28 protein-coding genes and 1 pseudogene are annotated in these 25,615 nt (G+C 44.2%); 17 read left to right on the top strand and 12 right to left on the bottom strand.

Going from position 1 to position 25,615, the window contains the following annotated elements; genetic code table 11:
- The first annotated feature begins 8 nt into the window (after positions 1-8).
- Entirely contained in the window at positions 9-167 is a 159-nt protein-coding gene (locus tag QUA47_RS18735; RefSeq protein ID WP_333431833.1) for a hypothetical protein, read from the top strand.
- A 504-nt stretch (positions 168-671) separates the two neighbouring features.
- On the opposite strand, the gene QUA47_RS18730 is transcribed toward QUA47_RS18735, so the two are convergent.
- On the bottom strand, positions 672-875 hold the full coding sequence (locus QUA47_RS18730; RefSeq protein ID WP_333431832.1) for a hypothetical protein: 204 nt from the start codon (positions 873-875) through the stop codon (positions 672-674).
- A 149-nt stretch (positions 876-1,024) separates the two neighbouring features.
- Between QUA47_RS18730 and QUA47_RS18725 the strand changes: the two genes are divergently transcribed.
- From QUA47_RS18725 to QUA47_RS18695, 7 genes are all read left to right on the top strand, one after another.
- A complete protein-coding gene (locus tag QUA47_RS18725) occupies positions 1,025-1,405 on the top strand; it encodes a DUF4326 domain-containing protein (protein ID WP_333431831.1) in 381 nt (126 codons plus the stop codon).
- A gap of 63 nt (positions 1,406-1,468) precedes the next feature.
- A complete protein-coding gene (locus QUA47_RS18720; RefSeq protein ID WP_333431830.1) occupies positions 1,469-1,960 on the top strand; it encodes a hypothetical protein in 492 nt (163 codons plus the stop codon).
- A gap of 71 nt (positions 1,961-2,031) precedes the next feature.
- Positions 2,032-2,394 (top strand): DUF2493 domain-containing protein, encoded by a 363-nt coding sequence (locus tag QUA47_RS18715; RefSeq protein ID WP_333431829.1) that lies wholly within the window; start codon positions 2,032-2,034, stop codon positions 2,392-2,394.
- Positions 2,395-2,516: 122 nt separating this feature from the next.
- Entirely contained in the window at positions 2,517-3,674 is a 1,158-nt protein-coding gene (locus tag QUA47_RS18710) for a hypothetical protein (RefSeq protein ID WP_333431828.1), read from the top strand.
- A gap of 144 nt (positions 3,675-3,818) precedes the next feature.
- Positions 3,819-4,316: a hypothetical protein gene (locus QUA47_RS18705; RefSeq protein WP_333431827.1), complete on the top strand. Its 498-nt coding sequence runs from the start codon at positions 3,819-3,821 to the stop codon at positions 4,314-4,316.
- A 223-nt stretch (positions 4,317-4,539) separates the two neighbouring features.
- Entirely contained in the window at positions 4,540-4,698 is a 159-nt protein-coding gene (locus QUA47_RS18700) for a hypothetical protein (RefSeq protein WP_333431826.1), read from the top strand.
- A gap of 475 nt (positions 4,699-5,173) precedes the next feature.
- Positions 5,174-5,629 (top strand): hypothetical protein, encoded by a 456-nt coding sequence (locus QUA47_RS18695; RefSeq protein WP_333431825.1) that lies wholly within the window; start codon positions 5,174-5,176, stop codon positions 5,627-5,629.
- Here the strand turns inward: QUA47_RS18695 and QUA47_RS18690 are convergent, their stop codons facing one another.
- Positions 5,630-6,049: a hypothetical protein gene (locus QUA47_RS18690; protein ID WP_333431824.1), complete on the bottom strand. Its 420-nt coding sequence runs from the start codon at positions 6,047-6,049 to the stop codon at positions 5,630-5,632. It lies immediately after the preceding gene.
- A 196-nt stretch (positions 6,050-6,245) separates the two neighbouring features.
- Between QUA47_RS18690 and QUA47_RS18685 the strand changes: the two genes are divergently transcribed.
- From QUA47_RS18685 to QUA47_RS18650, 8 genes are all read left to right on the top strand, one after another.
- Positions 6,246-6,800: a hypothetical protein gene (locus QUA47_RS18685; protein WP_333431823.1), complete on the top strand. Its 555-nt coding sequence runs from the start codon at positions 6,246-6,248 to the stop codon at positions 6,798-6,800.
- Positions 6,801-6,865: 65 nt separating this feature from the next.
- Positions 6,866-7,588 carry a hypothetical protein gene (locus QUA47_RS18680; protein WP_333431822.1) on the top strand — a complete coding sequence of 241 codons (723 nt, stop codon included), beginning with the start codon at positions 6,866-6,868 and terminating at the stop codon, positions 7,586-7,588.
- The gene (locus tag QUA47_RS18675) at positions 7,585-7,791 is read left to right on the top strand and encodes a hypothetical protein (RefSeq protein WP_333431821.1); all 207 of its coding nucleotides are present in this window, start codon (positions 7,585-7,587) and stop codon (positions 7,789-7,791) included. Before QUA47_RS18680 ends, QUA47_RS18675 begins: the two co-directional genes overlap by 4 nt.
- Positions 7,788-8,801: a metal-dependent hydrolase gene (locus tag QUA47_RS18670; protein WP_333431820.1), complete on the top strand. Its 1,014-nt coding sequence runs from the start codon at positions 7,788-7,790 to the stop codon at positions 8,799-8,801. Before QUA47_RS18675 ends, QUA47_RS18670 begins: the two co-directional genes overlap by 4 nt.
- Position 8,802: 1 nt before the next feature.
- Complete coding sequence (locus tag QUA47_RS18665) at positions 8,803-9,669, top strand: hypothetical protein (RefSeq protein WP_333431819.1); 867 nt, start codon at positions 8,803-8,805, stop codon at positions 9,667-9,669.
- Positions 9,659-9,838 carry a hypothetical protein gene (locus QUA47_RS18660; RefSeq protein WP_333431818.1) on the top strand — a complete coding sequence of 60 codons (180 nt, stop codon included), beginning with the start codon at positions 9,659-9,661 and terminating at the stop codon, positions 9,836-9,838. The genes QUA47_RS18665 and QUA47_RS18660 overlap by 11 nt, the downstream gene beginning before the upstream one ends.
- On the top strand, positions 9,839-10,402 hold the full coding sequence (locus tag QUA47_RS18655) for a thermonuclease family protein (protein WP_333431817.1): 564 nt from the start codon (positions 9,839-9,841) through the stop codon (positions 10,400-10,402).
- Between the two features lie 1,099 nt (positions 10,403-11,501).
- Positions 11,502-16,091, top strand: a complete 4,590-nt coding sequence (locus QUA47_RS18650; RefSeq protein ID WP_333431816.1) for a MupA/Atu3671 family FMN-dependent luciferase-like monooxygenase — start codon at positions 11,502-11,504, stop codon at positions 16,089-16,091.
- A 490-nt stretch (positions 16,092-16,581) separates the two neighbouring features.
- Here the strand turns inward: QUA47_RS18650 and QUA47_RS18645 are convergent, their stop codons facing one another.
- From QUA47_RS18645 to QUA47_RS18615, 7 genes are all read right to left on the bottom strand, one after another.
- Positions 16,582-16,722 (bottom strand): hypothetical protein, encoded by a 141-nt coding sequence (locus QUA47_RS18645; protein ID WP_333431815.1) that lies wholly within the window; start codon positions 16,720-16,722, stop codon positions 16,582-16,584.
- Between the two features lie 381 nt (positions 16,723-17,103).
- Positions 17,104-17,313 (bottom strand): hypothetical protein, encoded by a 210-nt coding sequence (locus QUA47_RS18640; protein ID WP_333431814.1) that lies wholly within the window; start codon positions 17,311-17,313, stop codon positions 17,104-17,106.
- 417 nt (positions 17,314-17,730) lie between these two features.
- Complete coding sequence (locus QUA47_RS18635; RefSeq protein WP_333431813.1) at positions 17,731-18,129, bottom strand: hypothetical protein; 399 nt, start codon at positions 18,127-18,129, stop codon at positions 17,731-17,733.
- Positions 18,130-18,193: 64 nt separating this feature from the next.
- A complete protein-coding gene (locus tag QUA47_RS18630; protein ID WP_333431812.1) occupies positions 18,194-18,628 on the bottom strand; it encodes a hypothetical protein in 435 nt (144 codons plus the stop codon).
- Between the two features lie 335 nt (positions 18,629-18,963).
- The gene (locus tag QUA47_RS18625; RefSeq protein ID WP_333431811.1) at positions 18,964-19,218 is read right to left on the bottom strand and encodes a hypothetical protein; all 255 of its coding nucleotides are present in this window, start codon (positions 19,216-19,218) and stop codon (positions 18,964-18,966) included.
- A gap of 26 nt (positions 19,219-19,244) precedes the next feature.
- Positions 19,245-19,940, bottom strand: coding sequence for an adenylate/guanylate cyclase domain-containing protein (locus QUA47_RS18620; RefSeq protein ID WP_333431810.1), 696 nt, complete (start codon positions 19,938-19,940; stop codon positions 19,245-19,247).
- Between the two features lie 536 nt (positions 19,941-20,476).
- Complete coding sequence (locus QUA47_RS18615) at positions 20,477-22,666, bottom strand: CHAT domain-containing protein (protein WP_333431809.1); 2,190 nt, start codon at positions 22,664-22,666, stop codon at positions 20,477-20,479.
- Between the two features lie 519 nt (positions 22,667-23,185).
- Here QUA47_RS18615 and QUA47_RS18610 point away from each other — a divergent pair.
- Complete coding sequence (locus QUA47_RS18610; RefSeq protein WP_333431808.1) at positions 23,186-23,362, top strand: hypothetical protein; 177 nt, start codon at positions 23,186-23,188, stop codon at positions 23,360-23,362.
- A gap of 15 nt (positions 23,363-23,377) precedes the next feature.
- Here QUA47_RS18610 and QUA47_RS18605 read toward each other — a convergent pair whose 3' ends face one another.
- The 3 genes and pseudogenes from QUA47_RS18605 to QUA47_RS18595 all read right to left on the bottom strand — a co-directional run.
- Positions 23,378-23,608: a hypothetical protein gene (locus QUA47_RS18605; protein WP_333431807.1), complete on the bottom strand. Its 231-nt coding sequence runs from the start codon at positions 23,606-23,608 to the stop codon at positions 23,378-23,380.
- Complete coding sequence (locus QUA47_RS18600; protein ID WP_333431806.1) at positions 23,592-24,716, bottom strand: FAD-dependent oxidoreductase; 1,125 nt, start codon at positions 24,714-24,716, stop codon at positions 23,592-23,594. The genes QUA47_RS18605 and QUA47_RS18600 overlap by 17 nt, the downstream gene beginning before the upstream one ends.
- Before the next feature lie 322 nt (positions 24,717-25,038).
- Positions 25,039-25,227: pseudogene (locus QUA47_RS18595) on the bottom strand (IS701 family transposase); the annotation flags it as partial.
- Positions 25,228-25,615 lie beyond the last annotated feature (388 nt).

Below are 25,615 nucleotides of genomic sequence, written 5' to 3'. Positions count from 1 at the left end.
CGAGCGGTATGCCTGCATCAACGATCGCCCCTGGTGCTGTGGGCCTCATAGTTGTCGATCGCGAGCGCACTTTTTTGACCGCCCGAAGCGGTTATCCTACACGGTCGCCCCCTCAATCCAAAACACTTGGGAAACACATCAGCACTGGCATAAGCGATCGCACTTGAAATTCAAAAGGTTGCTGCGCTTTGGTTTCGTTGCCCCCCCTGCCCCCTCGGGGGGAGACACTCCTCGGAAGTTCGGGGGAGGATTTCTTGCATGAATGCGAAATTGCTCCCCCGAACTTCCTCGCCATAATGTTGCTTCGCTTTTATTTGTTTGGGGCCGCTCAGGCCGCTGGGCCGTCACTACATTGGGCAGTATACAGAGGCGGTCGGAAACGGTGCAAGGCCTCACGCACGCTAACTCCGACTGAGCAAATAGGCTTCGCTAAGCAACTGCAAGGAATTTTCACAGTCGAACTAAGCGAATAGGCTTTACTAAGTGTCAGTAAGCTCGAAGCTCGCTAACTGACACTAACTAAACCGTATTCGCTAAGTTCGGCTGTGAAAATTTGCAGTTGCTAAGCGAACCGTATTTGCTAAGTCTCCGTAAGCGTCCGAGAGCAAGTAAGAGTTTGCAATCGTTAGACTCGCTAACAATTGGCTAAGATTTCAAACGCCGACAACGAATTATTCTATTTTATTTAGCGTGTTGTCGGCGTCTGAAATCTTGCCAATTCTAAGCTCTTCTAAGCGAGCAAACTCTAAGCCTTGACCTAAGCAAGATTTTGTAAGACTTGGCTCGCAGACAACTTCTAAGCTAATCGGGTAGCTGGCAGTTTTGTAAGCTTCTCGCCCCGTATCAAGTAGCAGTAAGGCTCGAAGACTCGCCAACTGCTACTAACCCCAGGGCGAGAAGCCAACAAAACGGTCGCAACTACCGGATTAGCTAAGAAGTAGTTGACGCTCACGCAAGCCTAACAAAATCTAACTTTTCCTCGCTCCCCTGTCTCCTAAAAGTGTAGTGACTGAGGAAAATTCCCATGTTTGAACGCACTTGTGGAAAAGACGGTTTATTCGGTTTCAATGCCCTACATCGAGTCTATATAGGACGGGAAAACAAAGCTTATCAATTAAAACCAAGCCCTCTAGCAAATCCATTCGTGGTTGGCAAACACGGTTCTCGCGAGCAGGTAGTTGCGCTCTACCGACAATGGCTTTGGGAACAAGTCAAAGAAGGCATGGCGGGGAAACCCAATGGAGCGTGGAACGAGTTGAAGTATTTGCAAACCAGTGCCAACAAACTGACAAATAAATGGGATTTTGATGCTCTGCAATTGACTTGTTGGTGTAAAGATTCTGAGTTGTGTCACGGAGATGTGATTGTCAACTGTTTGGAATGGATGAATAAGAATGACCTGTAAGGGTTTGGGGCGGGGTCGAAAGACCTCGCTTTTTTTATCAACTAATCAAAGGAGGAAAAGACAATGACCGTTAAGTTCATCAACAAAGTAGACCCGAATTCAATCGAGGATTTGAGGGATTGGTGTCGGGAACGAATCGAGGACATGAGCCAAGATGTATCCCGTTATGCTCCCGGCAGAATGAGAATGTGGATTTTTGCCGAATGCGATTTACGAACCAATGCCAGAGTTTATCCAGCGTATACGGATAATCGAATCCAGAAATTTGCTCAGCGAGTTTTCCCCGGCTGCGATATTGCACTGCTAACCTACAACGGAAAAATTGATTGGCATCGAGATCACAACTATGCAACAGCTATCGCCAGGGGTGTCAATCTCGGGCAAGCAAAGTTCGGCATTGGCTTACCCAACAATCGGGAAGTAATTGATTTGGAAGATGGGGATATCTATGAATTTAACTGCAAATTACCCCATGCAATATTGTGGCACAGCCAAGAACGTTTCAGTATTACCTTTTGGAAAATGCGGAGCGAGTACAAACAACAACTGAGTTAACTAGAGATTTGAAACGAGGTAGGGAGTAAAATCTCTACCTTTTTTTGTACTAACAACAGGAGGAAAGCACAATGCTCAAAGTAATCATCGCAGGTTCGAGAGATTTCAACGATTACGAATTACTCGAAAGATTGGTGGATATGTACCTCCAGCGCTATTCGACCGACCAGGTAGAAATAGTATCTGGAGGAGCGCGGGGTGCCGATCGCCTCGGTGAACGCTACGCCCAATCGCGGGGGATGGCGCTCAAGGTAATGCCCGCAGATTGGAACCGCTACGGTAAATCCGCAGGCTATCGGCGCAACGAACAAATGGCGCAGTATGCCACTCACTGCATTAGTTTCTGGGATGGAGAATCACCCGGAACCCAGCACATGATTGACCTTGCCAATCAATACAACTTGGCTCTCAGAATTGTCCGTTACCGTTCTTAGGATATAGCCCTGAGCAAGGCATTAAAAGGCTCACGAACAAGAAGAGAAAAGAAAAAAGAAAAGTAAATAAAACTGCTTTCGCATTCGGTGTAAACAGAATTCAATTTCAGGAGACAAAGACCGTGAGCTTCATCAACAAATCCCAACTCGGAATCTACGCACCCAAGGCTTCAGAAAAAGCGGCAATCGGTGCCGAAGCGCAAACCGTTATCAAGGATGCGCTTTTCACCTACAAGAAACTCTACTACGGGTTGCGACAAACAGCTTGGCTGAATCGAGATAAACGAGCCAGCTTCATGGATGCTAAATCTAAGGGAGAATTAGAGCAATTTATCATTGCACCGGGTTGCCGCCAGGATGATGGTTCCTATTCCAAAGATGAATGGGATTACCAACAACTCAATAAATACCTCTGGGAGCGTTTCTGCACGCACTTCGAGGATACCTTTGGCTTAGAACGCATTCAAGAATTGACCAAGCTCAAAGATTTGTTAGCCGTTACCGAAGAACTGCTTTCAGTAGCCTTAGACGAATGGGGACACCGCATCCTCGAACGCATTGAAGATGAATCCTCAGAATCCCTAGAAAACGTAGCGCGGTACACGAGCGACCTACCCAACGGCATCCGCATCGAAGCAGATTTCCGAAATCCCAACAAGCGGACGATCGCCATCAGTGCACCCAACTTCTCGAATATCCCGGATGTATTGGTCGAACAAATGCGGGGCGATACTTGCTGGCAGGGAAGGATTTACTTCGACACCGCAGGAGCCACCGCGCTCACATCCAAGTCAGCCAAACTTCTGGCTGAAATGCTCGAACTAGCCGCCAAAGTGAATGCGGGCATCAAGGAATTCATCGCAGCACCGGATTTCTTCCTAGGTCTGGAATCAGCCCAAGCCCGCAAGCGCAACCTCCAGCGGGTGAAGGCGAGACTCCTTGAAATCAACGAGAACAAGCTGACCCAGCGCCAGGTGGAAGCACCCGAACAACAAGCAACCCGCCGCATTAACGAAGCGGTAGACGCAGCCGAGAATGCCGACCCCGAAGAGTTTGAGGAAGCTCGGAATCAAGCCAACCGCATCAAAGCCCAGAATCCGAAACCCCAACAACCGCAACGGAGGCCCTTGAAACGACGCGCTGCGACCTTGGATGAAGTTGCCGAATGGATGGAGCGCAACGTCCATTTATTAGGAATGGAACCCGACATCGATGCCGAACTCGGAGTCAAAAGCGTAAAACAATCTAAACGCCGAGTTAGCGAAGCTGACCGAGAGTAAGCGCGCTCTCAAATAACTGAGCGGTCGTACTTACGAGAGAGTGCGAGCGCTCTTTTTTATCTAACTACTGTAGCTGTCAAGAAAACAATAAATGCTCAGAAAACAGCTACCGCACGGGTGTAAACACTTATTGAAGAAAATGTCATGCGTTCAACAACAGATTCTGGATTTACGCTAACCGAGAAACTCATCCTCATAGCGGTACTCAACATCCTTTGTGCCATCGCAGTACCCGGATGGATTGGGTTCATGAATTCCCAACAAGTTAGTGTAGCAAACGATCGGATTTATTGGTGCTTTCAAAAAGCTAAGTCCGAAGCCCGTCGTGAAAGATTGATCGTGGAGTGTCTGATCCGACAAACTCCCCAAGGCATCGAATACTCAGTGAACCGAGTTGATGAACCTCCCCAGTGGCAAAGTGCGGGCATCGACCCCAAAATCACCATCAAAACTGCCACTTTCTATTACGACAAAAAAGATGGAGCCTATCGGATGCAGTACAACTGGCTCGGTGTGAGTAACGGACGCCTGGGTCGCATTCACCTAGTCAAAGAAAATGCCGAACGCTGCACCGTGGTAAGTACCCTGCTAGGCTCTATGAGAACCGGACGTAGGGGCAACTCTTCCAACCCCTGCATCTAACTCAAAACCCAGCGTACCCAGAGTTTGTGCGCTGGGTGTTTGGGTGCATCCGCATAGCTAGATTTCCCAGCAATCCTAAATTATATGATGTGCATGGTTACAGAAAGCATGGGATTGCTGGGGATAATAAAACCAAAGTATCAATGTTACATCATCACCAATAAAAACTCAATAAAAAGGCTATCGCAAGGGGTATAAAATACAAAGATGAACCCTAATCCCCATGCTCCTAATTAGCTTAGTGCAATTCATCGCTCTATTCTTACAACAAGAATTAGCACCATATATCCAACCAGAACAATCCATCGAACCTTATTTAGCTCACCTCGAACTCCAGCACGAAATCGAATCGGATTACTATCACGCTTGCGGGCGCTGGTAGCTGCTCAGTTTGGGCCAGCGGTTACATTCTGCCCACTTCTCTCGTTGCCCGATATTCCTCGCTATTTCGATGATTTGGTTCACCGAGTTATTCTCTGTGTTTCGGTGCTTGGGTACACTCTCGCTATTCCCTGTGTTTCGGTGCTCCCGCTTATCAAGATATCTCTTGAGTTGGGGTACGCTAAGGCATTGCCTGTGTTTTGATGCTTGGGTACACTGCCGCTATTGGCTTGTTTCGGTGCTCCCGCATATTCAGATATTCGCTGTGTTTCGGTGCACTCGCATATTCAGATATTCGCTGTGTTTCGGTGCACGCGCTTATCAAGATAATCTGCGTTTGGTATTCTCAGAATTGCCCTCTTCAAGGTTACTTTGATGCTGCACCAATTAATCTTTAATCCAGGTTATTACAGTTTGTTACAAAATTATTACTTTAGCCAACTTGGATTTGTTGAGAGCCGAGTATCATAGAGCACATGGTATTAGAAATAAAACTCAAACTCATTCCCGATATCGAAACGGGCATCATCGCTCACCAAGTGTGTTGCACTGGTGTGCTGCATACGGGTTTGGGCAAGGCAATTGCCAAGAAATGGCCGTTGGTGGAATCGGAGTATCAACGCTTCTGTGGCCCCGATGCAGGTGGAGAGCGCTTTGTTCCCGGCAAAATTCAAATGGTTCGGGTTAGCTCCGCTCCAGAGCTTTGGGTGTGCAATATGGCGGGTCAAAACTTGCACGGCAGCAAGAAACGCTACACCGATTACGATGCCCTAGCGCTTTGTTTGTCCAAGCTCCACCGCAAATCTTTGGAGCTGCAACTAACTCCTTTCGTGCCCTACAAACTCGGATGGTCTGGGGGGCGGGGCGAGTGGAGCGCTGTCCGTTCCCTGATCGAACAGCACTGCCCCAATGCCATTATCTGCACGGATTAGCTAAACCTTGGTTAAGGTCAACTGTGAGGTAAACGTATAAGGGATGGAGGATTCGGTGCTGAACTGGAGAAAGTAAACTCCCGGTTCTAGGATTGTTGAAAGTTCGCTAGAGTAGCCATCGCCAGAACTTACAACAACCCGGTTACTGGAGTTGAGAATTCCTGCAATGGCGTCATGTGTCATCAAACTCGCTTGCACCGGAACGTTCACTTTAAATCTCGCCCAGTCGGTGATGTCATCTCCGCCGATGGTTTCAGTGATGCTCGAAACTTCGGTGCTGTTCTTGGTTGCGGTACCCTCGTTCCAATCTGCACCGGTTAGGATATCGACGCTTTCCCCGGTTTTGGAATTCTTGCGCTTTTTCGCTAAGGTTCCCATGTTCCACGCTCGACTCCGGTTGTTGCCCATGTCAGTTTGCATTGTTTCTCATTCCTCTTTGGTTTGTGGGATACCGCTAAGTAACAAAATACACCAGGTTTACTAATTTATTTACGGTGGAATGACTGAGCTAAACTCAGGGTAAATTCCAGTTCGATGTTCCGGTGGATGTGTGGATTTTGTGCGGTGTATAGTACATATTATGTAAATCCGATATTAAAAAACTACAATAATTCCAATGACAACAGAACTTTCCACCAAATGGCGACCCGAACAAGTTTTTGAAAAGCTAAGTATCGGATCGTCTACGTATTACAACAGATTGAAGCACCTGGGAATTGAGGCAAGCAAGGATGCGGATGGCCCGTATCTCAACGCCGAGCAAATGAAACTGATGGAGGATTTGAGCGAGCACATCCGACAAACCGGGAAGATGCAGGGATTCGGCGGTGGCGGTCAGCTAGCGCTATCGGAAAGCTCGGGTTTGGCATCGGCGTTAGAGATTCCAGAGGTGGAGGCAGAAACTTTCGATCAGATGGATGATGAAATGCTCAGCCAATTCATCGAGGAAGCAGGTGAACTAAAAACGCAGCAGATAGCGATGCCGCATTTAATTAAGTTGCACCTGGCTAACAACATGACCGAGGAGGATTTATCGGACGAGCAAAGAGCAAAACTCCAAGCCATAAGGGATGCAGCCACCCCAAAGCCGAATGCCGCAGCAGCAAGAGCTCAGCAACTGTTGCAGCGGCACCGCAACAAGAATCAACAGAAAAATCAAGAAACGAAGTAACCAAAGTCTGTGAAATCCTCCGCAGCGGTCATTGCTGCATCGTCACCGGGGAACTCGGCACCGGCTTGGAAGATGTAGCAGCAGGCGTTGCTCTGGAATTGGCGGGGGAGTTCTCCATTGCTACGACTATCTACAAGGGAAGCGGCAAGAAATTCTTTCAGCAATTGGCAGAACAACTCGATATTTCTACCGAAGTGGAGGATGACAAAGGCAAAGTTAAACAATTGACCCTAGACCAACTTAAGGAAGAAATCGCGCTCAATCTTCCCACTGATGCTTTATTGTTGCTGCCCGAAGCCAAGCGCCTCACCACGGGGATTCGATTCTGGCTCGAAGATTTAATCGAAGCCGGTTGCCGCGTTTGTTGTTTTGCGGTAGCGAATCCCCAGCGCGATATCTTCATCAAAATGATCGAAGTTGAATTAGAGTTGCCGAGCGATCGCGCTATTAGATCGGCAATGCAGGATGAAGCAGCCAAGTTGGGTTTGAATCTCACAGCAGCTCGACTTTCCCAACTGCAACCCTTAGCCGGGAGAAATCCGATGTTGGCGCGTAAAGTAGTGAGGCAGGAGAAGCTGGGCATCAACCCAACAGTGGAACACCGCCAGTATTTAGTGATGATGCCCATCTTGCTGACCGGCTTGTTTGCGTTTGCCGTGATTCGGTACGTGGGGATGGGAACGGGCAACAAGAACTGGCAAATCTTTGGCGGCGTTTCACTGACTCTGGCGATGGCAGCTAAACAATTAGGGCGGGTTGAAGGAGCTAAGAAGAGGTTAGGACAATGATTAAAGGTATTCCTGCCACCGAATCACATAAACTACACCCCGAACAGTGGGTTAATATTTATCAGCTCACTCTGACAGGCGGTGCTGAGTTTTATGACTGCTGCCAAGTAGCAGATTTAGATTTAGACGACCCCTCAGAATACGGTTTAGAGCTAATAGACGAAACTGGAAAAGTTATGCCTGCGGGAGAAGCTTGGAAATGATGGCATTAACTCACAGCATCATCGCAGCAGCGGGAACGAGCTTGATTTTGACCACTGCCAATCCCCTGCATTTAGCCTTAGCGATCGGTGGCAGCCAGCTTCCCGATTTGGATACCTCTACGAGTACCATCGGTCAAATCCTATTTCCGATTAGCAATTGGATTGAGGATCGCTTTCCCCACCGTTCGATTACCCATTGCTTTTGGGCAACTTGCGCTTTGGCTCTAGTCTCTGTACCTGTCTACTTTTACGCTGATTGGAAAACTTGGCTGTGTCTGCCCCTGGGACACTTGCTAAGTTGCTTCTCCGATATATTCACCAAACAGGGAGTGCAGTTTTTCTGGCCCTATCCCACTTGGTGTATATCGGTTTCCAATCCCAATCGACGCTTGCAAACTGGAGGCACTGGTGAATATTGGGTGTTAATTATTGCCATAATTACTTTGATTGGAGCAATTAAATTAAGTGGCACGGGTGGCCCCACAGCATTGGTGGGGAATTCCCTCGGATTGCGCTCGAATGCAACGGAGATTTATCAAACCAATGCGGCTTCTTATCACGTTTACGCTCAAGTAAGCGGCACCTTTGCCAGTGATTCTAGTTCAGCGGACGGTAAGTATTTTATAGTAGCGGGAGAGGGTAACGAGTTTATTATTCACAATAAAGTGGGTCTTTGGAAAACAGGTACCAATCTAATCAGCAGCCGATTAACTGCGGAAGTAGGGCAACCCGCATCCGCATCAGTTCAATTGTTGCAGTTTGATGAAGAAGAGTTTGCCATAGCACCCATTCCCGATACTCTCATTTTTCTTACGGGTACGTTAACAGTGGACGAACCAGATTCAATTAAAATTACTGCTAATCCGAAACAATTAGAGATAGCGAAATTAATGGGTGATAAAATAAGTTTTAATTATTGTCCTCTAGAAACAGCCATCAAATTACTGAGCGGACAATACATCACAGGTTCATTAGAAGCCAAGATATTTAGCCCCAAACCTGATTTGTAATATGAAAGAATATATAGCAACTTTATTGGGAGCAGGAGTTGTCGGATTCTTGCCTTTCCTCAACATCAACCCGCAGCCTACTACACTAACCACCTCACCCGCATCCGCACCCATACCCCGTTTACAAAAGCAGCCCGTTATTCAGCTACAGCAATCAACCAAACCCACTAAAAGACATCGCATTCAAGTGCAGGTAATCTCCCTCAACGATTTAAAGATTGCTGAAGGAGCAGAGGTAGTAGCCGGACAAATCATCAGCGACCGCACCGAAGAACGCGAAAGTTTGGAAGCGCAGCGCAATCAAATCGATATCAGCATCAAGCAGTTATCCACTTCTATGAGCCAAGTAGCCGAACTACCTCCCCCTAATTTTGCAGTGCAGGAAGCAGCGATTGCCCGGATCAAAAGCGAAATTGAATTGATGGACGGCAAACCCTCGCTACCCGCAACACCCGCACCCTTTTTCAGGTTTAAGGACGAAAACTTGAGGAACCTCCTGGAACCAGATAAGATGAATAAAGTGGCGGAGGGTATCAGAACAGAAGCCTCGGAGCGAGCTAAGATAAGCGAAACAAAAGCCAAATTAGCGCTCGAATTAAATCAAGCAATTGCTGCCTTAGATAAAGCGCAAAGCGACCACCAGCACCAGCAGTATCAGCATTCACTCAACCTGATTCGCCAACAATCGGAAATGCAGAGGCAGCAGTACCAAGTAGCTAGTTTGGTAGCTCAGAAACAGGAAATAGAAGCGAAACTGCGAGAAATAACTCAGATTAAGTCTCCCGTAGCGGGCAAGGTACGCCGTATCAAAAACTTGGGTCAAAAGGACAGGCAGATTAATTTGGAGGTGGTAATTAATGTTAAGTAAAAGCCATCAAAATTGTATCATTATTCCGCAAGAAAGAGGCTTCTTAATTCAATTTTTTTCTGGTGCTAAGGTATTGATTAAAGATGCCAAATCCTTTGCAGATTGCCAGAAGTGGATTGACCGACAATTGACACATTTGGCAATAGAAAAAGGGTTTGGGAATCAATAAATGCAGAAGTTCCTCAACGCCCTACCCCTGTTAGCCATCGCAGCTTTGATTTGGTTCCACTTCCAGCAACCCAACAGTGATCAACCTAAACTAGCCAAGCCTCCCAGTCAAACAGAATCGCGTCGGTGTCAGGTCGTTGAAGGTTCGATTTACGATGGCGATACTTTTCGGGTTAAGTGTGACAATCGCGAACAAAAGATTCGACTGTGCGGCATCGATGCGCCAGAAGCCAAGCAGCCCCTGGGTATTGAGTCTCGGAATTACCTGCGTTCCCTAGTGGCTCAAGCAAAAGGTCAGGTCATAGTTATTGAGATGGATCGGGACAAGTACGGCCGCAGTGTCGCCGAAGTATTGCTAGAGTCACCATCAGGCGAACAATCAGTGCAAGAGGAAATGCTCAAAGCGGGTATGGCTTACCACTACAAACAGTACAGCAGCAATTGCCACAACCGTGATGTATTCGATATTGCAGAGGAGATGGGGCGAGCGCAGCAGCGGGGAGTGTGGAAGCTTCAAGGTGGGGGTCAGCGTCCTTGGGATTACCGCAAACAGAATCAGAGCTGATGCACACCAAGAAGCGGTATACACCAAAGTTGTGTGGAGCGATCGAACATGACAGGAAGCGCGGCGGCTTTCCAACCCACATTCCGCAGGTCTTAACATTAATTGAGGATTTTTTGGTAAGCAATGGCTATAATTCTTTGTCTACAAGTATTGCACTAATATGTAGAAATATGAGTTTTTATTAAGGAGTGTTTGTTTTTTTCAATAGTCCTTAATTATCGAGAATATATTGGCGATTAAATACCTAGGATGACGTTTTATCGTCAACATATTTTTGACAATGTTAAGAAGTGCGGAATGTCGGTTACAAAAGGCTTTTCAGGATTTCGGGTGAAAACGGTAGTGTTAGCCTCTGGCTGACGCAGGCTTTGGGCCTTTCCCACAAGAAGTTTTATTTTTATTATCCGCTAAAACTCACCAGAGCCAGGGCTTTAGCAATCCTTACTTGCAGTTTACCGCCAGCGTGCCATCTGCTGCACCGATTTTTGGGAAACTTAGGAACTTGACGGGGTTGTCACCCCGCGAACCCATACCGTGTTTACTTGTCCAACTGATTCACCAAGCTTTCAGTATAAATACTGATTGCTGTGTCATCTATCTCTAGTATGATATGTTTATTCGATCGCACTTAATCAAGAAGCCAAAGGGCATCAATATTGTCGTCAGCAAATAATAGTAGACGAATAAATTGGCTGTTCTCAATTCCTGGTGGAAACGGTAGTGTGAGTCTCTGGTTCACACAAGCTTTCGGGTCTTTCCTACGCGAAGTTTGATTTTTACTATGGCCTAAAACTCAGGAGAGCCTTACAAAACTCACCCTCAAGCGGGCTTATAGCAATGCCGAAATATTGAATTCATACCTGTATTCAGCAATACCATTAATTGATTGGAAACAGTGTTGATGGAAAACCCTTTTTAGCTCTTTAGTTAAAATATCACATCAAGGCTATAGAACAATTGAAATAGTTTCTTTTACGTCGAACTCAAGTTTATTTAGGTTGTATAGTTTACCTCGTGTGAAACAATTCTTATTGATTTTTTTGTATCTTAAGTAGAAGTCATAGTCAAGTAAACCCTGAACAGCAAATTAGGTAATTTTGTGAGTTATTCTTCAATAGTTGAACTATTAAAATTTCGAGCTTTACAACAGCAAAAGCAAACCTGCTTTACTTGGCTAGAAGAGAGTGAAAAAGTTGAATTATGCTGGACTTATCAAGATTTAGAGCAACGAGCAAAAACAATAGCATCCTCTTTGCAGTCTTTAAATGCTAAAGGGAGTAGAGCATTATTACTTTATCCTCCTGGCTTAGAATTCATTGCAGCTTTCTTTGGATGTTTGTATGCAGGAGTGATCGCAGTTCCGGCTTACCCACCTCGACCTAATCAATCAATCCTCAGACTGCAATCTATTGCTAAGGATTCTCAAGCCAGCTTTGTACTCAGCACCAGTTCCTTGAAAACTAATATTAAAGAACAATTAACTAAAGGCTTGGAGTTGCCTATAGAAGCATTTGTAGCTACTGATGAACTAGATATTTCATTAGCATCAGAATGGCAAGAACTAGTATTAAATAACGAAGATTTGGCTTTTTTACAGTACACTTCAGGATCGACAGGAAAACCAAAAGGGGTAATCGTAAATCATGGAAATATTTTACATAATACAGAGCAAATTTCTCAAAGTTTTGAGCTTAATGCTTCTACTTCTGGCGTCTTTTGGCTTCCTTTTTATCATGATATGGGCTTAATTGGTGGTATTCTACTACCCCTTTATAGTGGATTTCATTCTGTTTTAATGTCACCAATCAGCTTCCTTCAGAGTCCTTTACGGTGGTTACAAGCAATTTCCCGTTACAAAGTTGCTCTTAGTGGTGGCCCTAATTTTGCTTACGACTTCTGTGCTAATAAAATTACTCCAGAACAACGAGCAGATCTCGATTTAAGTAGTTGGAATATAGCCTTTACCGGAGCCGAACCAATCCGAGCTGAGACTTTAGAAAAGTTTGCTACTGCTTTTGCGGATTGTGGCTTTCGCCGGGAATCATTTTACCCATGCTATGGTATGGCTGAAGGCACACTATTTATTACAGGAGGAATAAAAGCTAATGCTCCTGTTATCAAAACTGTTGATGCTGAAGCGTTAACAAAGAATCATATTGTCTCTATAACCACCCCACAAAAAAACTTCCGTCAACTAATAGGTTGCGGTCATGCTTGGTTAAACCAAAAATTAGTAATTGTCGATCCTGAAAAATTAATATCTTGTCCTGATGGTCAAGTAGGAGAAATTTGGGTATCTGGTCAGAGCATAGCCCAAGGTTATTGGAACGCACCAGAGGAGACAAAGAAAACATTTCAAGCCTTTTTGGCAGATACTGGAGAAGGGCCATTTTTACGCACAGGTGACTTAGGTTTTGTGCAAGATGGGGAACTGTTTGTTACAGGTCGCTTAAAAGATTTAATCATTATTCGTGGGCGCAACTACTATCCCCAAGATATTGAATTAACAGTTGAGCAAAGTTCTCCATCTGTACTTCGTCTTAATTGTAGTGCAACATTTTCTATAGAAATTGATGGGGAAGAGAGGTTGGTATTAGTAGCTGAAGTAGAGCGACGCTATTGGCAGCGACGTTCGTCTAAAAGAGAGACTAATGAAGGCATGGGGCAAGAAAAGCAACAATCCGATCGTCGCCGGGGAGAGGCGATTTGGGGTGGCACTTCAGAAGTCTCTCTACCTTCAGATACAGAAGCAACGATCAAAAGTATTCGACAAAAGGTTGCTGAAGAGTATCAATTGCAGGCTTATGCGATCGTCTTGATAAAACCAGGTAGCATTCCCAAAACGTCTAGCGGAAAGATTCAGCGTTCTGCGTGTCGGGAAGCCTTCCTTGGTGGAACGCTAGCGGTGATGGCTTCCAGCATTTTGGACCCAATGCCCCAATCATCGATAACTCAGACTACAGAGCCAGATGCAGCAGCTAGGTCATACTCCTCACCTCGATTGTTAGTAGAACGGGATTTATGTAACGAAATAGGTCGAATTTTAGGAATTTCCTCAGATCAGCTTACTGCCCAAGATGTACTTAACTCTTTAGGGTTAGACTCACTCAAAGTTGTAGAAATAAAAAACTACCTGGAGACTAAGTATGGTCTGAGTTTACCTATAGAGATATTTCTACAACCAATTGCTATCAGTAAAATAGCTAGTTGGATTTTATCAGAAACACAATTGCCAGCTACTATTGCATCCTCAACTCCAAAAGTGGCAATAGAAACATTAATCAAAGGCGTTGAGGACATAAAACCGCTCGATGACCCTGCTAGAGGTAAAAAGCCTGTTGTAAAAGCGGGAATAGAATTTAGCCTGTTTTACTTTTCTAGTAATGAAGCGGAGTCTACAGACAATAAATATAGTCTCTTAATTGAAGGGGCTAAATTCGCAGATCGGCATAATTTTACAGCCGTATGGGTACCAGAAAGGCATTTTCACGCTTTTGGTGCAATTTATCCCAATCCTTCAGTGCTAGCGGCGGCTTTAGCAATGGTAACTAAACGGGTTCGCCTTCGTGCTGGCAGTGTTGTTTTACCTATGCACAATCCTGTGCGCGTGGCAGAAGAATGGTCAGTAATTGATAATTTATCCGATGGCAGAGTAGATATTGGGTTTGCTGCGGGTTGGAATCCGAACGATTTTGTTCTAGCTCCAGAAAATTATGCCAACCGCACCGAAATTTTATTTAGAAGTATGCAGACAGTGAAAAAACTGTGGCGGGGAGAATCAGTTTCTTTACCCAACGGTGTAGGAGAGCAAGCAAATATTAGAATTTATCCTTTACCAAGACAGAGCGAACTACCAGTTTGGACAACTTGCACAGGCGGTAAAGAACGATTTATGGAGGCTGGGGCTGCTGGCACTAATATATTGACGGCTTTGCTTTTCCAGTCTATCGAAGAATTGGCCGAAAAAGTCTCTATTTATAGAGAAGCACGCTCCAAAAATGGTCACGATCCTGATAGTGGTCATGTCACCTTGATGCTCCATACCTTTATTGGAGAAGATATAGAAACAATTCGTGCTAAAGTAAAAGAGCCGTTTATTCAATATTTGAAAACTTCTGTTAATCTCTGGCGACAAAATGCAGAAAGTTTGCAGGATTTGAACGAGAAAGAGCAAGAAGAGTTATTGAATTATGCCTTTGAGAGATATTTTCAAGCCAGTGCTTTATTTGGTACGCCGACAAGCTGTCTAGCAAAAATTGAGCGTCTCAAAGAAATTGGCATTAACGAGATTGCCTGTTTGATTGATTTTGGTGTTGATACAGATTCGGTAATGGCGTCGCTTTATTCCTTGAAGAAGCTCAAAAATTTAGCCAATGAAAAGAGCCCAGTCCAGAAAAAAGTCCAACCGTCTTTTACCGTTTCTCATCATTATGATGTGATTTCACAAAACACTACTCTTGACTTGAATCTTGAAGCAGTCCTTGATGAAGCAATTCATCCTGGCACAACGAATACCGCAATCACCGAATACCCAACCCATATTTTTTTAACAGGTGCAACTGGGTTTCTTGGAGCTTTTTTACTTTATGAACTCCTACAACAAACCTCTGCATCCATTCATTGTTTAGTGCGAGCTAACAGTCCAGAAATGGGTAAAGAAAGAATCCAAGCTAATTTAGAAAAATATAGCCTGTGGAATTTAGACTTTAAAGACCGTATCGTTGCGGTTATTGGAGATATATCTAAGCCTTTACTAGGCTTAAATTCCGAACAATTTGAAAACTTAGCCCAACAGATTGATTGGATTTATCACAATGCAGCCTTACTAAACTTCATTTATCCTTATTCGGCCCTCAAGTCTGCCAATGTGTTAGGAACTCAAGAAGTGTTAAGATTAGCTTGCCAGGCTAAAGTTAAACCAGTTCATTATATCTCCACTACAGCAGTATTTGATTCGGTCGATTATACGGGGAAGGTAGTAACTGAAAACGAAGAGCTTGTCAATCCTAATGGAATATTAGTAGGTTATGCCCAGAGTAAATGGGTAGCAGAAAAATTAGTAACGATTGCACGCGAGCGCGGTCTACCTGTAACTATTTATCGTCCTGCGTGGATATTGGGTCATACTCAAACGGGCATTTGTAATACATCTGATTTTATTTGCCGGTTTATTAAAGGTTGTATTCAGATGGGCAGTATGCCCGATCTAGATTATGTCTGGAACATTTCGCCTGTAGATTATGTTAGTCGCGCTACCGTTTACCTCTCAAAACAAGCAGTTATTGGCAAAGCGTTTCATTTAATTAGTCCTCACCGTTTATATTGGAATGAATTAGTTGATTGCATTGGCTCCTTCGGTTATCCAGTTAAGCATATTCCTTACCAAGAATGGCAGTCAAAGTTAAGGAGTGCTTTACCTTCAGAAGACAATCCTTTATATCCACTTGTACCGCTATTCCTTGAAAATAGGTTTAAGTATGAACTAACAATACCTCAGCTATATCAGCAAGGAAGAATGCCAGAACTGGACTTCCAAGAAACCTTTAAATCATTAGCAGAGACTGGGTTAGTTTGTCCGCCAGTAGATAAAATTTTGCTCAAAACTTACTTTACTTATTTTACTGATAGCGGCTTTTTACCTCAAACTTTAGTTAATAACAAGGGACAAATGGGGATGCTCCCGCAATGACTTCACTTACTGTAGCGACTTCAGTGCTGCCCCGACTGCTCAGTAGCGGCATTACCCTCGCTAATGCCTTCGAGCGCTCTGGTTCGAGAAGTAGGAAAGTAGTGCTGAAATCATTATCCTGCAACACTTCACTAACTTCATTTGCCAGGCGTTGCTGATTTACGGTATGAAAAGCTAAATATGCAAGTCATAGGAATCAGTATCCACAAATCTTCGGGAGCTTCAACTGATTTGTTTCGTACCTGGATTAAGCAACACCAGTTGATTTTGGGCAAAGCGAAGCTTACTATCAAGTCGCAAAAACAGAGTTTATGGAGTCAGAACCAAACTCTGCTTTTGTCTTGAAAAGTAAAAATTCATAAATCTTAACTGACCTGCTGTCGCTTTCTCCTTCTTCCCAAGATTCGTTCCAAAACAAAAATCTTCCGGATTATTTGCGCTCTCCATATTAAACTTCGTGGAAAAAACCGATTTTTCCGGCTTATAAAGTTTAAGCCTCCGGTTTGGATTGAGCGTTAATCGCTGTTTTGTAAGCTGCTTGTTCCTGAGCCGTTAAACGTTCCCAAATTAAGCTGTTGCTGATTCCCACAGTATTGCGGGCCGCTTTAATTACTTCGTTGACGATCGCCACAGCATCTTCAACATCTTCTGAGTCTAAAGAAAGCGCTGTTCATCATCCCCATCATGTGCAATCTCCGCTTCCACGTCCACCTCAACCGATGGTGCTGCTTCACTTTTATACTCTGCGGTTGTGGGTGCTGGCTCCGGCGAGCGAGTGCAAGGGTGATGTGTGTGTGGCGCTAATCGAGCGTGCTTAGGGCGATCGGCAACAGCGGAGAGTGTGAAAGCTTCTCAACGGCGGTCAGTGTCAAGCAGGATTACCGCAAGCAAAAGAACTGATGCACACCCAACAGCGGTATACACCAAGGTTGTGGAGCGATCGAACAGGGTAGGAAGCGTGGCAGCTTTCCAAGGGTGATAAACGGCTGGGAAATTATCCTTAGCCAAAGCGTTAATTGGGGTTGCAAAATTGTTGTTTTGCCCAGTCCAAGAGTTCGTCATAGTTGGAATAAGCGCACAGTATCCGTGACGGGTCGCCTTTTTTCTTTATGGCAATAACTTTGTTTCTACCTTCATAACCTGGTTGTCCGGTTATTTCTTCTAACTCTAACTCGAAGAATGCTAGCGCTTGAATAAATTGAAAAAATTTATTATCTTCCATTAGTTAATAGCTCTTTAATTTAATGTGTTTACCATTCCACTGGATACATTTTAACTTATCCCTCGTATCCTTACACACATTAGAAAAACAAAATATGTTGAGCTAGAAAAACAGGAAAATCGCTGGCTTTGATGCTCCTTGAAGGAATGCTAAAAGCCACGAGCCGGAGCCTAAAACTAAGCGGGGAGTGTGGCAGTTGCCGGGAGCCAGCGTCAAGCAGGATTATCGCAACCAGAAGTAGGATGAGTCCCGCCGATGCAGGTGCGACGGCAAGCAGTTGCGACAAATCCACCCGCTCAAAGAAGTTGATGGGGGCAATCTGGCTACTATTACCAGACGCTGCTGTGTCAGACGTGTTTTCATTTTTGGCTCGAATTCTAATGCGTGCGAAGTTAACAGCGATTCCCAACTGGGCTGTTAAGTTTTGTGCCGTTGATAGCCTCCCATCACAGCATCGTAGGGGCCAGGCTCAGAACCGCCGCGAGCGGCAAGAATTTTTTGCAGAGTAGGGGTGAGAACCAACTCAGCAGGAGAAATAGCCAACCACTTACACAAAGCTAAAAAATCCTCAAAGTGGATTTCTGTCACCCAAGCTGAATTCTTAATGTAAGCGTTTTCAGCCTGACAAATAGCGACGATACGGATACCTATTTCTTTTGCTGTCTCCCTGTACCCGCGTTTGCCGCGCTTGGCTAAAACTAACTGGGACAATCTTTCTGCATCAAAATCGCTTGGGAGAAGGTATTCATAGCAGGGTGTTTGCTGCCTTGATCCGCCGAGTACAGCGTCATAAGGGCGGGGTTCCGATTGGTGCATATTTTGGTTCAATCCCAGTAAAGCCGCTTTTTAGGGGGCGTAATTCTTAATTCCCTTTTGGGGTTTACCCTTCAATCATCTCCAAAATTGCCTCAATGTCTGCGAGTGTTGCCGCTGATTTCTTACGCTTGGCTTTGAGCCTGTTTAACAAGTCAGCAGCCTCTGGTAGCTCAATTTCAGGGCGTCGGGTATGGTACAGCTCAATCCTCATGTCACTCACTATATTCTGAAGTCGCTTACATTCACCCTTTAATCGCTTTACTTCATCAATTGAACCACTGGTGTCACGCGATTGAGACTGTTTCTTATCTACTTCGGAACCGCTACGATTATCTGCTGTGTCACGCGGTTCGAGTTTTTTGTCCAGTTGTCGGGCATAATCTAGAGTAGCGTCAGCCAGGGCGATCGGAACTCGAATGGTGCGAGTTGGGCCGCTCTGCCAAGCAGCTTTAAAGCGGGAATCTTTGATTGAATCTTCGTGTCCTTTAGGGTTTGGCATAACAAATGAATCCCTTGTGTCAAGCGTTTCACTTAGTCTAGCAAGAACGCCTAGTAGTTTCAAGCGCGTGACACACGAGTTTTTGGTGTCCTCAGCCGGACGGGCAGGCGGCTATTTTTCCGATGGTCGATTTTTTAATTGTGGCTACGAAAAAGACAATGGCGGCCAGTCGTAAAAATCCCGCTGGGAGCTTTAAACGGAGATAGGGTAATTTCCCACTCACTCCAAAACCTTGTTCTAGGCGGGGATACTTTTTTCCCCAGCCTAAAGCTTGTAACCGTTACAGCTTCATCAAAATAGAGAATATTTTTGATTTTTACCTGACTCTCTAGCTTTTAGAAGTGGAGTGCTATTTCCAGGCAACGGTGCATCAAACGTCTTGGCAACCAAAGCAACCCCAACAATGTAGCTTTCGAGACAGAAGCCAGACAGTTTGCCCCTGTCTCAAAACTCCGAAGTGTGACAAATTTTGCACACTTTTGCGATCGGCTGAGGATGCAGGGTGAGGTTTGGTATCTCAAACTTTCGTTATCCCGCACGACATGGCACAGATTCCACAGTTTTTGGACAATATCAGTTGTTGGGGTCATAAAGCAAGATTTTGGCTCGACAAAAATTAAGCATTCAATCCAATCAACTCATAAACCTTGAATGGGTTTCCTTCAGGTTTCAGTTGGGTCGAGTCTCTTTCTCTCACCTGAACATACTCCACACAACTTTCATACGTCTTTTGACCAATCAAAATGTCGCAGCCATATGGGTGCGCTTGTTGACTCAGGTGATTAGCCACATTCACCCCATGCCCCACCACAGTGAACTCCATTCGTTGAGGGGAACCAACATTACCGCAGAAAACACGATCTGTATTGATGCCAATTCCTATCCTCAGCGGATGTTGCTCTTCTGGGAACCAGGAACTGTTGATTTCTGGTAGTCGCTCTCGCATTGCCAATGCCGCTTTAATTGCCATCAGCGCATGGTCTTCTAAGGGCAGTGGTGAATTAAAAACTGCCATAATCGTCGAATCAATGTATTTGTCTAATGTGCCTCGATGATTGAAAATGGTTTCCACCATCACTCCAAAATAGTGGTTGAACAGCTCGACGCGAGTTTCTACTTCCATTTGCTGAGTTAAGCGCTCAGCTCCGTAAAGATTTGCAAACAAAATAGAAACTTCTTTCTCTCCATCGTTTGAGGAGGGATCGCTTGAATCTACTAGCTGTTCCTTACGTGGCTTTAAAGATCCAACATTGGGACGAAAGTTTTTCAGTTTTTCCAGTAATTCATCAAACTCATCAGATTCATTCGGCATATCGCCCAAGGGTACGTTTTATAGATGGAACACTAACTGATATTCTGCCAAAGCCAATCGCGGATGTCCGTTAAGAGCCACTCTAACTGACTGTTAAATTGCCGTTATAAATACTTATTCCCCCAACCCAACCACTAGAAGCGCTACAGATTCATCAGGATATAAGTATATCCTGAGCCAGAGCCTGAAACCGCTAAGGTCATTAAATAGTCTCAAGCGCGTGACACATGGTTTTTGATGTCCTCTGCCGGACGGGCAGGCGGCTATTTTTTCGACGGTCTTCTAAATTTTTTCACTTCGGCAAACATTTAACAGCCCGTCGAAAAAATCCCGCTAAAGCTTTAGGCGAGGATACCCGTAGAAGAGGAATTGCCAGCCGCGCCGTTACCCCCTGAGAACTGTCACAACCCAACTCACCCTAGTCAAGGAGTTCCCGGATAGGCTGATTGACTGCCATCAACATACCGTAGCGAAAAGAAAAACGCGACGCATCGCGATGAAAGGTAGAGTTGTTAGTGGTTAACGGTTAACATCATTTAAAGGGCTTCCCCCATCAAAGTAAATGCTGCCCAGTATTTAGGCTCCGGATATTGTTTCATTGTGGTTAGCATAGCTTGTCTTAAGCCTTGTGCTTTATTAGGGTTATGTTGAATTTGTTGATAAAATTCTGACATTAAGAAACTCGTAGACTCATCATCAACAGACCACAGGGATACCACAACACTAGAAGCGCCTGCAGTCATCAGCGATCGAGATAATCCAATGACCCCATCACCTGTTAATTTACCCCGTCCCGTATTGCAAGCACTTAACACCACTAAGTCAGCTTTGAGTTTTAAGTCTAAGATTTCACCCGAACTGAGTAAACCATCATCGTCCCCTGCTGGTGTCAATGCGATCGCGCCTGGTAAACCTTGTTTGTATACTTCATTCAGCAATCCATGCGTAGCGAGATGGATAATATTTGATTGCTGCATTTGTTGGATAACGAAAGCTTTAGTAGCTCGATCACCAATTATCGGTTTAGTATTGAGTATTTGAGCAATGTTAGCGGCTTCTTTTTCAGAACCCGGTAATGGGGGTAATTGATGGCGATTGCCAGGGAGTCCGTATTGAGGCATGATCGGATTTCCCACTACTGTGATATTGGATAAAGGGGATTGTTTAATTTTTTGACGCTGTAAATGCGTTAATTGTAAAAGTTGAATCGATGGATCTGTAAGTATTGTATGCTTTTCAATTAAATATTTACCTTGCTCGTCTTGTAAGGCGACAAAGGGAATTAAGAATAAAGATTTATGGGGAATAAAGATAACTTTGTCATCAGGATTTGCGGGTAATAAATCGGCAATTGGTTTAATCAGCACTTGATACATTTGTTGCAAGCATTGATTTTGACCGCAGCGCTCTGAGGGGTTCGTCTCTGTTGCACCCACCGCAGCACGAGTATCGCTCACCAAATTTGTTATTAATGCAGAATCATCAGATAAACCGCGATTTATAGCAGTTGCTACTCTAGTATTTTCTGCCAATTTAGGAAGATTAGAAGATTTTAAATTAACAGAACGAAAAGTAATTTTACCATTAGGCTTAATTACCCAAATGTATAATAAAAAATTTGCAATAGTAGAATATTCAATAATAGTAGCGTTTTGTTTTTTAGCGGTTTGTTGAATTTGGTGAATATTAGGCGGGTTGATAGCTGATGGGGGTAAAGATAAACGTGAAGCTAATAACTCAACAAAAGCTCTGGCTCTTCCTCGTTCAGCAATTTCTAACGCTTCCTGAGTTTTATTTTGGGTAATTAATGCTCGCTGTAAGGTGAGATATGCTTGAGTTTGCGTGTCAAATATGGACACTTTGTTGGCATCAGCTAAACTAGACCGGAGAGATTCTGCAATTTTGATGCTATCTAGTAAGCTTGTCTCGGCTGAGGTAAAATTACCTTGTCGGTAGAGAGCAAATCCTAAATTTGCCAAAGCTCTCCGCTCCTCAGCTTGGTCTTTAAGTTCACGGGCGATCGCCAAGTGCTGCTTTTCGTATTCAATCGCTTTGCGGTATTCGCCCAAGTCAATGTAGAAACTTGCCGCCACTGACGTTAAACTTGACATTTCATAATCCGAACTGTCGGACGATCTTAGATCGCCTTTGTGAAGGTAAGCAAGTCCCAAACCTCCTAGAGCGTTTCCCTCTTCGCGGCGATTTTTAACTTCGCGGGCGATGAGTAATGACTGCTGATAGTAATCAATAGCTTTGTCGTAGTAGCCACGGTTAAGGTAAGCAAATCCCAAATTTCCCAGTGCCTCCCCCTCACCTTGGCGATCTTTGATTTCGCGGGCGATAGCTAATGACTGCTGATTGTAGTCAATGGCTTTGGTGTAGTAGCCGAGAAAAGTGTAAGTAAGTCCCAAATTTCCCAGTGCATTCCCCTCACCTTGGCGATTTTTAATTTCCCGTGCAATCGCCAACGACTGCCGTTCATACTTAATGGCTTTGTCATATTGACCGAGATAACTGTAAGCACCTCCCAAATTTCCCAGTGCATCCGCCTCACTTTTTCGGTCTTTAATTTCCCGATAAATGATTAGTGCCTGTTGCCAAGACTTTAATGCTGCTTGAAATTGACTGGTTTGATATTGCTGTTTCCCTCGCTCTAATAATTGGTCAGCCTCCTTTTTCCGGTCAGCAGTTATCTCAGCCAGTGCAAAGGAAGAAAATATTTTCAATTGAGCATTTAGAATAGTAGGAAAATTGTTTAAACCTAGCGTTATTAAAAGTGACAACAGTGCTGTTAATCTGATTTTTTTAAATTTCCTAGTTTGTGATAATTACTTCTCAAATCTGTGTTGCCTACATATTCTCTGAATACGATATTAAGCTTTGTCCGCAGAGTTGTCAACAAATTTGCGGACAGCTTACTAGCACCCTTGCTAGCAAAATTTAGTGCTATGTAGGATTAGGACAGGTTAATCCACTATCCTGACGTAGCCGCGGTGCTTTCAAGTCCTAAGCTGGGAAATAAGGCTATCCCCGCTTAGCCGTAGTATTTCTAAGTTCTGGGTCAAGAGATGCTTCCTGTCTCATTTGGAGGGACATATAAGCACAAATTATGGTGGCTCCCAAAACAGACATTTACTAGCTATCAAACTCTCCGGGTAAAGTTTCATTACAAGACGCAAAAAAAGTTTTGCACAGCTTGTTAACTCTCTAGTTAGGCAACTCTTCAACAAAAAAGTAAAAAGACTATGGCTGTAAATGATAATTTTGCTAACAGAACTTTGCTTAGTGGTTTAGCGCCGAATGGAGAAGGGTCAAATATTGGAGCTACGGGGGAAGTAGGTGAACCTAGCAAAAGTGGGCTAATTAACTCGGTATGGTGGTCTTGGACAGCACCGAATGACGGCACTTTTACTATTATTTAATATTAAAATTTAACCCTAATCCCAAAACTTAGACAGCGTATCTGTTTCCGACAATTCCTTTAATTCCTTGCCGTTAAGCTCATAATGCTTATGTTCGTCGGGCTTAAGGGAAATCTGCCGGAAATGCCACACCAATGCTTTGTATAACGCGACAATGCGGTTGAGTTTAAGTCCGCCACAGGTGGAAGCAGATGCTGCACCAAAAATCATCGCCAAACTCATCAACAACCTAGCAGGAAACTTCAAGTTTAGGCGTCACCTTTGTCAGGTTGCTGCGGGTGAAGCCTGAGTTGGCAATCTGTACAACTTCTTTAGCGCAACCCCAGGACAAAGTTACTCCAGAACCACCATGTCCATAGTTATGAATAATGTCTGTTCCTGGTTCTTGCTCCAATCGGATGTTGTCTTTTCGCGCAGGGCGCAGTCCAACCCGAACTGGTTCTGTGGAATCAATAGTGGCATCTTTGAGGATTGGCATGAAGTTTACGCACCGATTCCACATATCTTGGATTGGTTCATAATTCTCTAGGTTGATGTCCAATTCCCATTGGTGTGGCTCAACCAAACCACCCACCAGTAGGGTGTTTTCACCGCGAGGCAGAATAAAAATCATATTTTGCCCACCCACAGTATTGTCAAAAGTCATGCAGTGAGCTGTTGTAACGCGAGGCATCGACACGCCATCATTTTTAACACGAATCAGTGCGCCACGCAAAGGATACATATCGTCGTTAGCTAGCTCAGTTGAGCCAAGTCCAGAACAATTAACAATGATATCTACACTAAATTGATTTTTGAGCTTCTCTTGAAGCTCAGGCAAATTGCCAGAGATTTTGGCTTGAACAATCTTACAGCCAAACTCTTTAACCTGGCTGTACAGCCACTGCATATAAATGTCAGTATCTACTTGGGGTGCTAGATAGGTGTAGGCATCGACAACTCCTACATCACGGTTGATGCCATGCGAGTCAATTAATGATCCATCCCGCCTAAATCGCAGCACCTTCATCTGCAATTCATTCATTTTTTGCAATTCCAGTGTCTGCTCTATGGGCTTTTTGTAGTAGAACACGACATCCCGACTATAAACCCCTGTCTCCTTATTATCTGCCAGAATCAAGAATTTATTGTACGAAGTCATGCACCAACTTTTAGAGCGTTCTAGGGAAACTGGGTGACGGTGAGAACCACAGACAGCAGGTGGCCACTCCCACAAAGCTCCAGCAACAACCGAGGTATTGTTTGGTGCAAAGTTTTCAGAAACTACTGTTACTTCAAAGCCATCTTGCAGTAAGCATAGGGCAGTCGTTAATCCACTCACGCCTCCACCAATGACGAGAACCCTAGTTTTCATAATACTTTATACTTTGATTAAGAACTGTAAAAAAAATAGCATAATTTTAAAGCTATATACAAACGTAGTTTTACTGAAATAAAAAGCAATATTTATACTAGAGATTCTACCCAACTGACCTTCCACGAAACCCTCAAAGCCTTTCTCTAAAATACTTGGATTTTTTTTATTCTGCGATCGCCTACGTGTTTATACTAGGGTAAACGCCTCTAATTTCTACATTCCCATATATAGCGTTTTTCTAAACCGATCTCTGGCATCCAGATGATATCGCCTGGTTGTAAAACATATTTACCATCTATTACCGGGACTTAAACAATTTTTAAGCCCAAACTAAGCCCAAACTAGCTTTATAGGCAGTAAATACGTCCATATTTTCTTGCAGCCAGCGCACAAATCTATAAGATATAGCTGTTCTCAAAGCTTCTAAGCCATTACTAAATGTCTCTAATGGTTCGTTAGCCCATCGTCGTCTCAGTCCTCCAGTTAATTGATGCCAAACTATAAAACTGATAGTTGAAACTATCACCCTGGGTTTATGTAATCTTCTGCCGAAGTCCCATCACACGAAAAAGGGGTAACCAGAGAGGGTAATTCTAGAACTTCATCCCTCAAGGTGTCAATTTATATAAAAACTGTCCGGACTATTGAATGAGGAGTTGGAGATATTGAATGTTGAGGCGCGGGGGTTGGAGGAAACAATTGCTGAGAATGTAGCAATTGTTTTTAGAACAAAGTTTTTAGAGATAAGGCATTGCAGGAAATAAGGAGAATGAAATCAGAAACTATATGAAGACAGGCAATTTTTCATTATCTATAGGTGACATTTCTGGAATTATCCAGGCGGTTGGAGTTGTTGTATCTCTCATCTATGTGGCTATACAGGTTCGAGCTAGTAC

The sequence above is a fragment of the Microcoleus sp. MON2_D5 genome, assembly GCF_036701905.1.
Classification (GTDB): Bacteria; Cyanobacteriota; Cyanobacteriia; order Cyanobacteriales; family Microcoleaceae; genus Microcoleus.
Note: the sequence above shows the minus strand (reverse complement) of the source record. Positions and strands in the feature narration are given on the sequence as shown.